Annotated in this window: 14 protein-coding genes; all 14 read left to right on the top strand. The window is 47.3% G+C overall.

Going from position 1 to position 14,604, the window contains the following annotated elements:
- Positions 1 to 482: DUF1249 domain-containing protein (locus tag V7D78_RS13560; protein ID WP_333608990.1), on the top strand; the 482-nt coding region annotated here is incomplete at its 5' end.
- Positions 483 to 506: 24 nt separating this feature from the next.
- Positions 507 to 1,268, top strand: a complete 762-nt coding sequence (locus V7D78_RS13565; protein WP_333608991.1) for a metallophosphoesterase — start codon at positions 507 to 509, stop codon at positions 1,266 to 1,268.
- Positions 1,269 to 1,280: 12 nt separating this feature from the next.
- On the top strand, positions 1,281 to 1,889 hold the full coding sequence (locus V7D78_RS13570; protein ID WP_333608992.1) for a YqiA/YcfP family alpha/beta fold hydrolase: 609 nt from the start codon (positions 1,281 to 1,283) through the stop codon (positions 1,887 to 1,889).
- A gap of 7 nt (positions 1,890 to 1,896) precedes the next feature.
- Positions 1,897 to 3,789: a DNA topoisomerase IV subunit B gene (parE, locus tag V7D78_RS13575; protein ID WP_333608993.1), complete on the top strand. Its 1,893-nt coding sequence runs from the start codon at positions 1,897 to 1,899 to the stop codon at positions 3,787 to 3,789.
- A gap of 46 nt (positions 3,790 to 3,835) precedes the next feature.
- Positions 3,836 to 5,227, top strand: a complete 1,392-nt coding sequence (locus tag V7D78_RS13580) for a hypothetical protein (RefSeq protein ID WP_333608994.1) — start codon at positions 3,836 to 3,838, stop codon at positions 5,225 to 5,227.
- A gap of 26 nt (positions 5,228 to 5,253) precedes the next feature.
- The gene (gene parC, locus V7D78_RS13585; RefSeq protein ID WP_333608995.1) at positions 5,254 to 7,542 is read left to right on the top strand and encodes a DNA topoisomerase IV subunit A; all 2,289 of its coding nucleotides are present in this window, start codon (positions 5,254 to 5,256) and stop codon (positions 7,540 to 7,542) included.
- A 42-nt stretch (positions 7,543 to 7,584) separates the two neighbouring features.
- Positions 7,585 to 8,328 carry a 1-acylglycerol-3-phosphate O-acyltransferase gene (locus V7D78_RS13590; RefSeq protein WP_333608996.1) on the top strand — a complete coding sequence of 248 codons (744 nt, stop codon included), beginning with the start codon at positions 7,585 to 7,587 and terminating at the stop codon, positions 8,326 to 8,328.
- A 148-nt stretch (positions 8,329 to 8,476) separates the two neighbouring features.
- Positions 8,477 to 9,262, top strand: a complete 786-nt coding sequence (locus V7D78_RS13595) for an Hpt domain-containing protein (RefSeq protein ID WP_333608997.1) — start codon at positions 8,477 to 8,479, stop codon at positions 9,260 to 9,262.
- A gap of 11 nt (positions 9,263 to 9,273) precedes the next feature.
- A complete protein-coding gene (locus tag V7D78_RS13600; protein ID WP_333608998.1) occupies positions 9,274 to 9,630 on the top strand; it encodes an Hpt domain-containing protein in 357 nt (118 codons plus the stop codon).
- A 169-nt stretch (positions 9,631 to 9,799) separates the two neighbouring features.
- Entirely contained in the window at positions 9,800 to 11,500 is a 1,701-nt protein-coding gene (locus V7D78_RS13605; RefSeq protein WP_333608999.1) for a SpoIIE family protein phosphatase, read from the top strand.
- Positions 11,501 to 11,509: 9 nt separating this feature from the next.
- Positions 11,510 to 12,658, top strand: a complete 1,149-nt coding sequence (locus V7D78_RS13610; protein WP_333609000.1) for a methyl-accepting chemotaxis protein — start codon at positions 11,510 to 11,512, stop codon at positions 12,656 to 12,658.
- Positions 12,659 to 12,678: 20 nt separating this feature from the next.
- Positions 12,679 to 12,963, top strand: a complete 285-nt coding sequence (locus tag V7D78_RS13615; protein ID WP_333609001.1) for an STAS domain-containing protein — start codon at positions 12,679 to 12,681, stop codon at positions 12,961 to 12,963.
- 44 nt (positions 12,964 to 13,007) lie between these two features.
- Positions 13,008 to 13,373 carry a response regulator gene (locus V7D78_RS13620; protein ID WP_333609002.1) on the top strand — a complete coding sequence of 122 codons (366 nt, stop codon included), beginning with the start codon at positions 13,008 to 13,010 and terminating at the stop codon, positions 13,371 to 13,373.
- 30 nt (positions 13,374 to 13,403) lie between these two features.
- Positions 13,404 to 14,604 (top strand): chemotaxis protein CheA (locus tag V7D78_RS13625; RefSeq protein WP_333609003.1); only part of this gene is annotated, 1,201 nt, incomplete at its 3' end.

A 14,604-nucleotide genomic window follows, 5' to 3' on the forward strand; every position in this document is an offset into this window, starting at 1 on the left:
GGGCCATAGTAACGCGGTGGCGACAACCGATGACTGAGCGGTTGCTGCAACGGCGCCGCTATCTGCCGAAATTGCCGGATTTTTTGAGTTTGTGTGAGCGCAATTATGCGATGCTGCGCCGTTTAATGCCGGCTGAAGCTAAGGTTGGGCAGCGTCGCGATATCCGCATCTCTGCCGGGCAGTTGTATCGCATAGAAATTATGGCGGCGGCACCTTTTACCACCCGCTTGCAAATAGTGTTACATCAGGGCGCTGAGCGCTATTTTCAGCCCCGGCTGGAAGTACAGCTCTATCATGACGCCAGGTTGGCCGAGGTGGTGGTAGCACAACAGCAACGCCAGTTTAAGCCAGTGTATGCTTATCCTAACCCCTTGATGCGGCAACCTGATGAAAAACGTCAGATTAACCAGTTACTACGCGACTGGCTGCAGCTATGCCTGGCGCAGGGGTACAGTGCTGAACCGCAGGTCTATTCGTTATGACGTGCTATTGATGAGACAGCGCTGTTGAGCCCTTACCTATTCCCACCTAAAGCCAGTTATCGTATTGTACAAATCAGCGATTGCCATTTGCTGGCGGGTATTGATGAACTGTATCAGGGCGTCAGGCCCGGTCGTTATTTACAGCAGGCAGTGGCAAGGATACAGCAAAGTGCGCCTGATGCTTTGCTGCTGACTGGTGATTTATCGCAGGATCACAGTGTGCAGTCTTATCAGCTGTTAACTGAGTTACTGCAGGGGCTCAGTTGCCCGATATTTTTACTGCCTGGCAACCATGATGACAGAGCCATGCTGGCGGCGGTGGCCGAACAAGCACCTTGCCACAGTGCCACCGCATTACAGCTGGGCGACTGGCAGCTGTTGTTGCTTGATACCAAGGGGCCGACTCCGGCAGGCGAGTTTTGCCAGCAACGACGCCAGGCGTTGCAGAGCGAATTTATGCGCAGTCGCGCTGGCCATTTTTGGTTGTTTTGCCACCATCATCCCAGGCCGCTGGGTTGGTCTATTGACCGCCATGGTTTAGCTGAGCCGGAGCTATTTTGGCAGCTGCTCGGCGAAGAGCCCAGAGTACGCGGCCTGGCGCATGGCCATTGCCATTATGCTTATGCTGCGGTGCATCAGCACATTCAGCTGGTAGGTTGCCCGGCCAGCTCAGTGCAGTTTTTAGCGACAGCTGACTGGCAAACAGTGGATCAGGGACCGCAGTGGTGTCAATGGCAGTTTACTGAGGCTGGCAAGGTCAGCTGGCAATTTTGTAAAACAGGATAATGAACACCGCTTATGTCTAATACTATTTATTATTTACATGGCTTTGCCAGCTCGTCGCTGTCAGAGAAAGCACAACAAACAGTGGCGTATTTTCAGCAACAGCAACCACAGTTAGACTTAGTGGCACTGGATTTACCCTATACCCCGGCTGAGGCCATGCATTTGCTGGAGCAAAAAATAGCCGAGGCGCCGCCACTGGCCTTCAATGGCAGCTCGCTGGGCGGCTTTTTAGCGACAGTGCTGGTTGAGCGTTTTGGCGGCCGGGCCTGCCTGATTAACCCGGCGGTGGCGCCCCATAGCTTGCTGGCCGATTATCTGGGCGATTATCACCACCCGGTGTTACAACGGTCATATCAAGTGCGGGCAGAGCATATGCAGCAACTGGCTGCGTTGATGCCAGCGCAGCTGCGGCAGCCGCAAAACTATTTAGTGCTGTTGCAAAGCGGCGATGAAGTGTTAGATTACCGCCATGCGCAGACCTATTATCAAGGTGCACAGCAGCAGTTAGTCGCGGGGGGTGATCATAGCTTTGTTGGTTATGCCGATTATTTGCCCCAGATTGCCGAATTTTGTCAACAGGCTGATGTAAACAAGCTGGCGTGGCCTGAACAGCGGATCTAAAGACAGTATGACAGAACAACTTTATAACGCCGAATCGATTGAAGTGCTGACCGGCCTTGAGCCAGTACAGCGTCGCCCCGGTATGTATACCGACACCACCCGGCCAAACCATTTGGCGCAGGAAGTGATCGACAACAGCGTGGATGAAGCGCTGGCCGGTCATGCCGATCTGGTGCAGGTGACGCTGTTTGATGATCAATCCATAGAGGTTATCGATAACGGCCGCGGCATGCCGGTAGATATTCATCCGGAAGAAGGGGTTAGTGGTGTCGAGCTGATTATGTGCCGCTTGCATGCCGGCGGTAAGTTTTCTAACAAAAATTACCAGTTCTCCGGTGGTTTGCATGGTGTCGGGATTTCGGTGGTCAATGCCTTGTCCAGTCGGGTCGATGTCAGTATCCGCCGTGATGGCAATGTCTACGACATTGCCTTTGAGCATGGCAATAAAGTATCTGAGCTGGCGATTAGCGGCACTGTCGGCAAGCGTAATACCGGCACCCGTGTGCGGTTCTGGCCCACCCCGTCTTATTTTGATTCGCCGAAATTTTCAGTCAGCCGGTTATTGCATGTGCTTAAAGCCAAGGCGGTATTGTGTCCGGGCTTAACGGTAAAGTTTGACGACAAGGTTAATCAGCAGCAGTACCAATGGTGTTATCAGGCCGGTATTCGTGACTATCTGGCCGAAGCCGTGCAACACTATATTGCCTTGCCGGAGCAGCCCTTTGTTGGCAAATTCAGTGGTTCGGAAGAAGCAGTAGAGTGGGCCTTATTGTGGCAGCCTGAGGGTGGCGAGCTTACTACCGAAAGCTATGTAAACCTTATTCCAACTGCCCAGGGCGGGACCCATGTGAATGGTTTACGCCAGGGTTTACTGGAGGCGATGCGCGAGTTTTGTGAGTACCGCAATCTGTTGCCGCGTGGCATTAAGTTAACGCCAGAAGATATCTGGGATCGCTGCAGCTATGTGTTATCTCTAAAAATGCAGGACCCACAATTTGCCGGCCAGACCAAAGAGCGCCTATCTTCGCGTCAATCTTCTGCTTTTGTGTCGGGTATTGTCAAAGACGCCTTTAGTCTATGGCTGAACGAGCATACCGATATCGCGCTGGCGCTGGCTGATTTTTGTATCAATAATGCCCAAAAGCGCTTAAAAGCCGCCAAAAAAATTGTCCGCAAAAAAGTTACCTCTGGCCCGGCCTTGCCCGGCAAACTGGCCGATTGTGCGGCACAGGATGTGACCCGTACTGAGCTTTTTCTGGTTGAAGGTGACTCAGCCGGTGGCTCGGCCAAACAGGCGCGGGACCGCGAGTTTCAGGCGGTGATGCCATTGAGGGGAAAAATTCTTAATACCTGGGAAGTGGAATCTGGGCAAATTCTGGCCTCGCAGGAGGTACATGATATTTCCGTGGCGATAGGTATGGATCCGGATTCGGCCGATTTAAGCAGCCTGCGCTACGGCAAAATTTGTATTCTGGCCGATGCCGACTCAGATGGTTTACACATTGCTACTTTGCTTTGTGCACTCTTTATGCGTCATTTCAGTAGCTTAGTGGCAGCCGGGCATGTCTATGTTGCTATGCCGCCCTTGTATCGTATCGATATTGGTAAAGACGTGTATTATGCGCTGGATGAAGATGAAAAAACCGGTATCCTGCATCGGATAGAAGCCGAGAAAAAACGCGGTAAGGTAAACGTGCAGCGCTTTAAAGGTCTAGGTGAGATGAATCCGTTGCAGTTACGCGAAACCACCATGGATCCGAATACCCGCCGGCTGGTACAGTTAACTATTGACGATGTGCCGCAAACCATGGAAATGATGGATATGTTGCTGGCGAAAAAGCGCGCCACCGACCGGCGTGACTGGTTAGAACAAAAAGGCGATCGGGCGCAAATTGCCTAAGCAGGCGCCTGAACAAAAAAATAATCAAAAGGAAACCTGTGGTCTGATGAAATGGTGTTATTGCCTGCTGTTATGTTTAAGCCTGAACAGCCTTGGAGTGAAAAGTCTGACGGCACCCACTGATATCCCCAGCTGGCTGAAACAACTCAGTACAGAAAAGTATCGTGAGCCAAACCAAATGTTAGCGGTATTGCAGGAGCGTCAGGGGCAATTTGATACCGCCCCTCCCAGGGTGCAGGCATACTGGCTGGCGCAGCAAGCCGCCATTTTTGGTGTCTTAGGCCTGTATCAGCAGCAGCAAACTGCCGCGCGTCAGGGGCTGGCGTTACTGGGTGACAGTGATAGCCCGCTTCGCATAGAGTTGCTTTATGAACTGGGTTACGCGCAGGAGATGCAGGTAGAGTTACCCCAAGCCATGAGCCATTATCAACAGGGGCTGGCGCTGGCTACCTTGCTGGATCTGGAAAAATTGATTTTGCGTGGCAAAATCAACGTCGCCGCTATTGATAACCTGCAAGACCGCGATCAACAGGCGCTGACTCAACTTAAAGAAGTCTATCAACGTGCGCAGCTACTTCAGGACGCCGAAGTGCTGGCCGAAATAAATGCCCAGCTTGGCTTGTTATACAGTGCGCTGGCATTTGAGCAAGAGGCGTTGGGGTTTTTACAAAAAGCGCTGCAACTATACGAACAGTTGGGTTGGCGTAAAAACCGTATTGCGGTGTTATATAATCTGGCCAGTACTTACAGCCATTTAGGCCAGTATGAAAATGCCTTAGAAACCTTCCACCAGATGTTGCAAAGCAGCTTGCAGGCTGAAGATGCCATCAACCTGTACCATGCCTATATGGGGTTGGCCATTACCAGTAACGAAATGGGCCGTGGCGATGCGGCTTTGGGCTATATTGACAAAGCAGAGCAATACCTGACGCAGCTGCAATCAGCAATGCATGTATCGACACACTATTATGAAAAAGCCCGCATTTACCAAAGCTTGCAGCAAAGCTCGCTGGCGATGCAGCAGGTGTTGTTAGCTGAGCAATATTTCGCTGAACTGGAGCTTGATAGCAGCAGCCATATCCAACTGGCCTTTTTAATGCTCAAAGCCGAAATACTGGCTGATCAGGGCCAGTATGAAAAAGCTTATTATCAGCTGCAGCGTTTTACTATGGGCTTTCAGCAATACCGGGATAAAGAAAACGAACTGGCGATAGAGCGGATGCGGCTCGGCTTTGATAGCGACCGGCAACAGGTGCGCACCAGCTTACTCGAAGCAGAAAATGAGCTAAAAGCCCTGCGTTTACAACAAGCCGAGCGGCAGCGTCAGATCCAGTGGCTTTGGCTTGGCTTATTTATTTGCACCACCTTAATTTTACTGGGTATTTTGTTGTGGCAGCTGGGGCAGCGTAAACGCCAGCCCGGCGATACAGCACCCTGAATGCGACTAACTAAACAGGAACAGGCATGACTGACACCGTGTTATCCGCCGATGGCGTAGAACAGTTACCGCTGCGCCGCTTTACTGAAGATGCCTATTTAAATTATTCCATGTACGTGATTATGGATCGGGCGCTGCCCCATATAGGTGATGGCTTAAAACCGGTGCAACGCCGTATTATTTATGCGATGTCTGAGCTGGGCTTATCGCATCTGGCCAAATACAAAAAATCAGCGCGTACGGTGGGTGATGTGTTAGGTAAGTTTCACCCACATGGCGATTCTGCCTGTTACGAAGCTATGGTCTTGATGGCACAGCCGTTTTCCTATCGTTATCCCCTGGTCGATGGCCAGGGTAACTGGGGTGCGCCGGATGATCCTAAATCCTTTGCTGCTATGCGGTATACCGAAGCCAAGTTGTCGCGCTTTAGTGAAGTCTTGCTGTCGGAGCTAGGCTCTGGCACCAGTGACTGGGTACCTAATTTTGATGGCACCCTGGAAGAGCCCAAGGTGTTACCGGCGCGTTTGCCGCATATTTTGCTCAACGGCATTACCGGTATAGCCGTAGGTATGGCCACGGATATTCCGCCGCACAATGTGCGAGAAGTGGCCCATGCCTGTGCGGCCTTGCTGGATAACCCACAGACCAGCATCGGCGAGCTAATGCAGTATGTTAAGGGCCCGGATTACCCGACCGATGCCGAAATTATCAGCCCGCTGGCCGATATTGAAGCCATCTACACCAGTGGCCGCGGCAGTATTAAGATGCGAGGCCTTTATCAGCTGGAAGATGGCGATATTGTCATTACGGCGCTGCCGCATCAAACCTCCGGCTCCAAAGTGTTAGAGCAAATTGCCGCGCAGATGCAGGCGAAAAAGCTGCCAATGGTCACCGACTTGCGCGATGAGTCGGATCATGAAAATCCGACCCGTATTGTGATAGTGCCGCGCTCCAACCGCATTGATGTTGAGCAGTTGATGCAGCACTTATTTGCCACGACCGATCTGGAAAAAAGCTACCGGGTAAATCTGAATATTCTGGGGCTGGACGGCCGGCCGCGGGTGAAAAACCTGCTGCACATTTTAAGTGAATGGCTGGAGTTCCGCCGCGATACGGTGCGCCGGCGCTTACAGTACCGGCTGGATAAAGTGCTGGATCGGCTGCATGTATTAGAAGGTTTATTGATTGCCTTTTTAAACATCGACGAAGTGATCCGCATTATCCGCACCTATGATGAGCCCAAACCACAGTTGATTGCGCACTTTGGCATTAGCGAGCGCCAGGCCGAGGCCATTTTAGAGCTGAAGTTACGCCATTTGGCCAAGCTGGAAGAAGTGAAAATCCGCGGTGAGCAGGATGAATTAAGTAAAGAGCGTGACAAATTACAAAGCATCTTAGGCTCTGAGAAAAAACTGACCAAGCTTATTCGCGATGAACTGTTGGCCGATGCCGAAAAATACGGTGATGACAGACGTAGCCCATTGGTGCAGCGCGGTGAAGCCAAAGCCCTAAGTGAAAAAGAGCTGCTGCCCAGCGAGCCGGTTACCGTGGTGCTGTCAGAAAAAGGCTGGGTGCGCTGTGCCAAAGGCCATGATGTCGATGGCAATGCACTTAGTTACAAAGCCGGTGATGCCTTTAAAGCCATGGCCAGCGGCCGCTCCAATCAATACGCGGTATTTCTAGACTCATCCGGTCGCAGCTATGCCACCGAAGCACATGAACTGCCCTCAGCCCGCGGTCAGGGTGAGCCACTCAGTGGCCGCTTTAGCATAGTGGCCGGTGAAACTGTAGAGCATGTGTTGCTGGGTGATGAAAAGCACGCGCTGTTACTGGCCAGCGATGCCGGTTATGGCTTTGTGGCAGAATACAGTGATTTACTCAGCCGCAATAAAGCCGGTAAAGCGCTGTTAAGCCTGCCTACCGGCGCTAAAGTCTTGCCACCATTACGGGTGAGCCAGCCGGATACCGATCTGGTGCTCTGTATCTCCAATGAAGGCCGTATGCTGGTGTTCCCGGTGGCCGACTTACCTAAGCTCAGCAAAGGTAAAGGCAATAAACTGATGTCTATTCCCTCGGCACGGGCGGCCAGTCGCGAAGAATATGTTTGTCAGCTGGCGGTGGTGCCGGTAGAGGGCACGGTAACCCTGATTGCCGGTAAACGTAAACTCAGCTTAAAACCAGATGATTTACAGCATTACCTGGGTGAGCGTGGCCGTCGTGGTAACAAGTTACCGCGCGGGTTACAGCGCATTGATGAGATTCAGGTATTAACTCAGCCGGATGTTGCCAGTGATCAAACCAGCACTGAGCTGTAAAGCCGTTATAATCGGCATCTTTAGCTTGCAAGGGGCCCGGTTGTGATTGCTGTTGTTCGTTTACTGCTGCTGGCAGTGTTTTTTTTGTTTAGTACCATTGCCGGGTTAATTGTCTGTTTATTCAGGCCCTTTCACCCGAATAATGTGGCCTTATTTGGCCGCTGGTATGGCAAAGCCTCGTGGATTTTGGGTGTTGAAGTGGAAGTGCGCCGCTCGGCAGAGATTGTGGTTGGCGAGCCCTATGTATTTATTGCTAACCATCAAAATAACCTCGATTTATTTACTTTAAGTGGCACAGTATTGCCGCGAACCGTCACCATTGGCAAAAAAAGCCTGAAATATGTGCCTTTTTTTGGTCAGTTATATTGGCTCAGTGGCAATATTCTGATTGACCGCGATAACAAAGAAAAAGCGCTTAGCACTATGCTGGCAGCGGCAGAGCGTATTTCGCAGCAAAAAATTTCGGTGTGGATGTTTCCCGAGGGCACCCGTAGCTATGGCCGTGGCCTGTTACCCTTTAAAATGGGCGCCTTTCATATAGCGCTGGAAGCCAACGTGCCGCTGGTACCGGTGACCATGAGCAGCACTCATGGCCAGTTGAAATTAAACCGTTGGAATAACGGCAAAGTGATTGTCGAGTTTGGCGCACCGCAAGCTTTAAGCAAAGAGCAAAATTTACGGCACTTTGCCAAAGATATGCGCTTACAGATGGCGGCACAAATTCAGCGGCTTGATGAAGAACTTGGCAACGACTTCACTGTGCCAAACAGCACAGTAAAAGAGTAATAGCATGGAAAACTGGCAAGAATTTACCTAAGATACCATCGCTGCCTTATTAGAAGATGGCAGCGATCCGGATGCGCTTTATACTTTATTAAGTTAGTCTATCTTTGTATAGTGTTTACTCATAAAGCAGGATTTCTTGAGGTGTAGCTTGTCATCAACAGAGCAAATTTTATCAATGCTATCTGTTTTGCGATCGGATTTTCTCGAGTCGCTTTCCTGCCGTTGCCAGGCACTGGAACAGCATATCCTTAAACTTAACGGCAAAAACCGGGATTGTGATGAGTTTGAAGAGGTATACCGAATAGTTCACAGTATTAAAGGGGCTGGCGGAACACACGGCTTACCTCTGGTAACCTCAATTTGCCACTACTTTGAAGACCTGCTGACATCATCACGCATAACCACTTTTTCGGAAGAGTTTGCTGATCAGACCCTGCAGTTAGTAGATTTACTAAAAGACCTATCTGTATGCAGTGATGATTCAGGGAAAGTACATGAGATAGAAGCGAAATTAGAATTCATCAGGCAAGTTAACAAAGAGTATTTAGGTTCGGTATTAGTGCTGGAACCCTCCAAAGTACTCAGGCTATTGCTGCAACAATTATTGGAAAGCATGCAACTTAAAGCGGTTTTTATGCAAGACAGCTTACAAGCATTGCAGCGTTTGTTAACGGAATCTTTTGATTTAGTCATTGTTTCAGTTGAGCTTGAAGTACTGAAAGGACCTGCGTTAATGAGTGCAGTACAAGTGAATAAAGGACTGAACGCTTATACCCCTGTATTATTAATAACTAGCCAGCCAGATGTTCAACAGGCGTTGCTGGCTGGCGTAAAAGTGCTTGCACGGTCCAACTTACTTGCTCAGCAACTAGAACCTGAAATCAAAGCGATATTGGTGGATAAATATAAAAATGTTACTACGCAACAGTTTTAAGGTGTGTATACATGAACGCTTCTTCATGGGATCTTGATAAATTTTTAGCCGGGCTAGGACCGATGCAGTTTATGGCGCCTGAGTTATTGGGGTTATTTATTAATAGTATCGGGAAAAAACTTGATAACCTGGAAGACGCGCTGCATGACAATGATCTATCCGCTATATCACAAGTGGTGCACGCTATAAAAGGTACTGCAGGGCAAGTACAGTGTTTAGCGCTGGCTAAAATGGCTCTTGATATAGAGCAATCACTGGCGGCAGGTAAAGCTGAGCAATTAAATGAATATTGCCAGCGGCTTACTGAGCAGGCATCTTTAGACATAAAACGCATTGAAGCTTATTTGAGTTCATCTAAGCAAGCTTAATGTCAATCTTGTATAAGCAAGCTGTAAAATCTGCACATTTTATCATTGAGTGTTTTAACTAATTATTAATTAAAAAGATTTTTTTCTATCTGCTTGCTTTCTCCCCCCCCTTCAGCTATTCATTATGTTTGTTATATACGCAGTTAACATCGCCAACCATTGGTAAAGCATGAATTCAAATGTTACACCGCCAGCATCCTCTGACACATTAAACATTCTCGTTGTTGAAGACGATGTTTTTCTTAGTACCTTTTATAAAAAATTTTTAGCATTTAAAGGTGCGTTGGTTGTTGTTTGTAACAACTTGGTTGAGGCGGAACTCTGCGTTACTTCAATTAACACAAACTTTGATGCAGTATTACTCGATAACCAGTTAGACAAATCTGAAGGTATAAGTTTACTACCCCTGCTAAAGCTTGAGCTGCCTTTAGCGGCGGTAATTATGGTCAGTGCTAATGATAATGCCGAGTTTTTCCTCGCTGCATTTAATGCTGGGATCCATGATTATATGGTTAAGCCGGTTAATCAGGATTTGCTGTGGCTTAAGATCACGTCAGCGGTAAACCAGCAACGTTTGAAGGCCTTAGCAGAAGAGCAGCGGGCTGAACTGGCTTATTGGGTAGATCAAGAGCAGCAGCAGCAGCGGCTGGCAAAACATTTATTCGATCGAATGTTCCTGCAGTTAAATCAACCTCACCCTGCTATTGATGCCTGGGTTAAATCGCATAGTTTGTTTAGTGGTGACGCTATACTCCGTTGTCAGGCAGTTGATGGCAGTTGGTATTTTATGCTGGCAGATGCGATGGGGCATGGCCTGGCGCCAGCTATATCACTAATGCCAATGCTAAAAACATTTCATAGCATGGCAATGAAAGCCATTCCTTTACCTAATATCGTTTTTGAATTAAATGATAATTTAAACCGGTTACTACCGGACGACAGGTTTATTGCTGCGGTTTTGTTACGCTTAGATCCCAGGCAGCAAAGTTTGGAAATTTGGAATGGCGGAATGCCGGCTGTGTTATTGCTGGATCAGCACGGTAGCAAGGTGGCTGATGCACCATCAATGAATATGGCATTAGGGGTACTTAATAAGCACCAGATTAGCGTTCAGGCGCAACGATTTGCATTGGACGAAAGCAATATTACATATTTTATGATGTTCAGTGATGGCTTAACTGAGACGGTTCTTGATGATGGCTATCAGATTCAGGTTTCTCATTTAACTAATCTTATTCAATGGAAAACTGATCAGCCATTACATCTAATAAAAGCAAAATTTAGGGATGTACCGGAACAAGACGATGTGAGTTTATGTTTGGTAAATTGCCAGCTCCTGAAAACAGAATTGTGTGCTATACCTTGTAATAAGCCAATTCAAGCCGGGTCTTTTGACATCAGTTTTACGCTCCGTGGTTTAAGTCTGTTGCAGACAGACTTACCTAAAAAAACGACTGATTTCTTGAAAGCACAGAATTTTCCAATTGAGTTTATTCAACGTGTGTTCACTGTGGTGACTGAGCTCTACCTTAATGCCCTTGAACATGGCGTGTTAGGCTTAGACAGCACAATGAAAAGTGGGGATGATGGCTTTATCCACTTTTACGAAGAAAAAGAAAAAAGACTACAGCATTTAACTGAACAGCAGTTCATCGAATTTGATATGCAATGGCTTGCTGAGCGTGAGTTGTTGCAAATGTGCATAACAGATAGCGGAAAAGGTTTTTCCCCTTGCAATGATAGTGTTACAGTTAACTGTAATGCTTTTGGGCGTGGTTTATCATTTATACAGACATTGACTTCAAGTTTTGACATTGTTCCTCCGGGTAATAGCTTCAGGTTAACAATGCCGTTAAATAAAATGATGTAAGGAGATATAGTGATAGCAGCTGATTATAAAAAAATAGCAATATTATTTTCGGTCTTAGTTATTTGTATTGCTATTCATACCTTTTTAGGCTGGTCAATAGTTGCCCTTTGTATGTTGTTTACTGTAAGCCTATTGTTGTGTTTTTTTGATGCAGGGAGGGCTGATGACGCGCAACAAGAGCTAAAAAAGAGTGCTGAAGAAGACTTTCACCACGCTAAACAAGCTTACAAACAATTACTCAGGGAAATTGATGAGCTTATGCTGGAGTGCCGGGATAGCATTTTGGCCATTAATTCGACCCAAAATCATGCCGTTGAAACCCTTACCGGGTCTTTTAGTGGCCTGAAGAGCCTCACGGAGTTCCAAAGTCAGGAGATTGTTAAACTGCTGGCTTCAGACAAAACTGAATCAGGCAAAACCTGGATGGAAGAGTTTGCCACAAATACTGCTAACACCCTTGAGCGGTTCGTTGAGACGACGATCAATATGTCGGCATCTTCAATGGACTTGGTTGAGCAGGTCGACAAGATCAACAGTTCGGTGCCCGACGTATTGAAAGCGTTGAAAGATATTGATCAGATAGCCTCACAGACTAACTTATTGGCACTGAATGCTGCGATTGAAGCCGCCCGTGCCGGTGAGGCAGGGCGAGGCTTTGCGGTAGTAGCCGACGAAGTGCGGTCTTTGTCAAATCGCTCAGCGGGCTTCAGTGAGCAAATCCAGAAAAGACTTAAAGACATGGCTGATCAAATACAACGACTTACTTCAGATATTGGGCATGTTGCTTCGCAGGATGTAAGTTATGTGATGGATGCAAAAAAAGATGTACAGCAGGCCATGAGCCAGTTAGTGAGTAAAGCTTCTGATGACAAAATGCATACAGAGCATTTAGCTGATAATACAAAAGCATTGCAGCAATCACTGTATGACGCCATCCGTGGCTTGCAGTTTGGTGACATTAATTCGCAGCATTTAGTATACGCAGCTGAAAACCTGGGTTTTATTCAAAGTCACCTCGTAGGGTTAAAAAGTAGCGAAGTGGTGCACGTTAATGCAGATTTGCATAAAAAGTTACAGGAAATGCGTGAATATCGCGAAAAACGTTTAAATCCAGTATCTGCCTCGTCAGTAGATGGCGGTGATATTGATTTTTTCTAATACAAAGTTAAGGAAACACAATGGTAGATAAGCAAACAATAAGGTTGCCTGAAAGATTCGACTTTAGTTTTCATAAAAACTTTAATGCGGCTTATGAGCCTTTGCTAACGGATACACAAATTAAAGAGCTTGAACTTGACTTCAGCCAGGTACTTTACCTGGATAGTTCTGCTTTAGGTATGTTGGTGTTACTGGCAAAAAAGTTAGCCAATACTAAAGTGGTTTTATCTATTGTCGGGGCTCATGGTACTGCAAAGGATATTATTAATATGGCTAATTTATTCAAACTTTATCAGCTTAAGTAGCTTAAATTAGAGCAGTTATTTTTAACTTATTTCCAGGATAGTTTATGACAAAACATATTCTTATTGTTGATGACTCAGCCTCAATTCGACAGATGGTAGAGGTAACCTTGAAGTCAGCAAAATATCAGGTAACAGCTGCTAAAGATGGCCAGGAAGCCTTTGAACTGTGCCAGAAAAATCAGTACGCCTTTGTGCTTACAGATCAAAACATGCCACGTATGGACGGTTTAACGTTAATTAAGTCTTTGCGTGGTTTGTCTGGTTACCGTACCACACCGATAGTAGTACTCACTACCGAAGCCAGTGATGACATGAAAGCAAAAGGCCGCGCCGCGGGCGCTACCGGCTGGATGGTAAAACCTTTTGATCCGGCGAAACTGTTACAGGTAGCCAGCAAAGTGCTTGTATAACAGGTACTTTTAAGAAAGAGAGGCGTGGTTATGTCGATTGATATGAGCCAGTTTCACGGTGTTTTTATTGAAGAAAGCCATGAGCATTTAGATGATATTGAACGTTTATTGATGGCGCTTAATATTGATCAGCCCGATTTAGAAGAGTTAAACAGTATTTTCCGCGCGGCGCACTCGATTAAAGGCGGCAGTGGTATTTTTGGTTTTGAAGCTCTCATTTCCGTAACCCATGTGATGGAGAACTTGTTCGATAAAGCCAGACAGGCAAAGTTTAGTTTTACTAGTCATGTTATTGATGAATTACTGAAGGCTGTGGACATTCTGCGTGCATTATTAAACGCATACAGCGATGGCGCTGAACCTGATTGGTCTGTTGTTGAGCAAACAACTACGTTGGTTGAAGCGCTGTTACATCCTGCAGCGGTTGAGGAACAAGGCTTTGGCTTTTTTGCTGACGAGAATCAGATAGCAGAAAATGACGATGGTTTTGGTTTCTTTAAAACCCCAGTGATGCAAGACGATATTGCTGGTTTTGGTTTTTTTGATGAAACAGAAGCTCAGTCTGCTGCGCAGGTTGAAGAAGGCTTTGTTTTTTTTGAGCCAAAACAATCAGCTAAACCGGCGTCAGACAAGCCAGATAAAGCATCAGAGCCAAAGATTGCGGCAAGCCAGGTCACAGCAAAATCTGTAGCTACGCCAGTCCCTAAAACACCGGCAGCGGCTAAAGTTGAAGCCGTTGAAGCAAACAGTATTCGTGTTGACATTTCGAAAGTTGACAATTTGGTGAACCTTGCCGGCGAGTTAGTGATAACCCAGTCAATGCTAAATCTATTGGGTGCAGAAGTTGATGGGCCTGTCGCTGAGCGCTTGCAAACGGCACTGGCAGAACTGGAACGCAACACCCGTGACCTGCAAGAAAGCATTATGACAATCCGGATGTTACCACTTTCATTTGTTTTTAACCGTTTTCCAAGAGTAGTCAGAGACTTATCACACAAGTTACACAAACAGGTTGAACTGGTCATTGAAGGTGGCCAGACAGAAATTGATAAGGGCTTAATTGAGCGCCTGGTTGATCCCTTAACGCATTTGGTGCGCAATAGTCTGGACCACGGTATTGAAGTGCCAGCCACCCGCTTAGAACGCGGCAAACCTGAACTAGGCAAGCTGACGTTGAAAGCCGAGCAAAAAGGCGGAAATATTCTTATTAGTGTGATTGATGACGGTGGCG

Origin of the sequence: Arsukibacterium sp., assembly GCF_036735525.1 — a bacterium.
Taxonomy (GTDB): domain Bacteria; phylum Pseudomonadota; class Gammaproteobacteria; order Enterobacterales; family Alteromonadaceae; genus Alishewanella.

Bases quoted from the DNA above. Each gene is read 5' to 3' on its own strand.
- parC (WP_333608995.1), top strand. From the start codon at position 5,254: ATGACTGACACCGTGTTATCCGCCGATGGCGTAGAACAGTTACCGCTG.
- V7D78_RS13605 (WP_333608999.1), top strand. From the start codon at position 9,800: ATGAATTCAAATGTTACACCGCCAGCATCCTCTGACACATTAAACATT.
- parE (WP_333608993.1), top strand. From the start codon at position 1,897: ATGACAGAACAACTTTATAACGCCGAATCGATTGAAGTGCTGACCGGC.
- V7D78_RS13570 (WP_333608992.1), top strand. From the start codon at position 1,281: ATGTCTAATACTATTTATTATTTACATGGCTTTGCCAGCTCGTCGCTG.
- V7D78_RS13580 (WP_333608994.1), top strand. From the start codon at position 3,836: ATGAAATGGTGTTATTGCCTGCTGTTATGTTTAAGCCTGAACAGCCTT.
- V7D78_RS13615 (WP_333609001.1), top strand. From the start codon at position 12,679: ATGGTAGATAAGCAAACAATAAGGTTGCCTGAAAGATTCGACTTTAGT.
- V7D78_RS13620 (WP_333609002.1), top strand. From the start codon at position 13,008: ATGACAAAACATATTCTTATTGTTGATGACTCAGCCTCAATTCGACAG.
- V7D78_RS13600 (WP_333608998.1), top strand. From the start codon at position 9,274: ATGAACGCTTCTTCATGGGATCTTGATAAATTTTTAGCCGGGCTAGGA.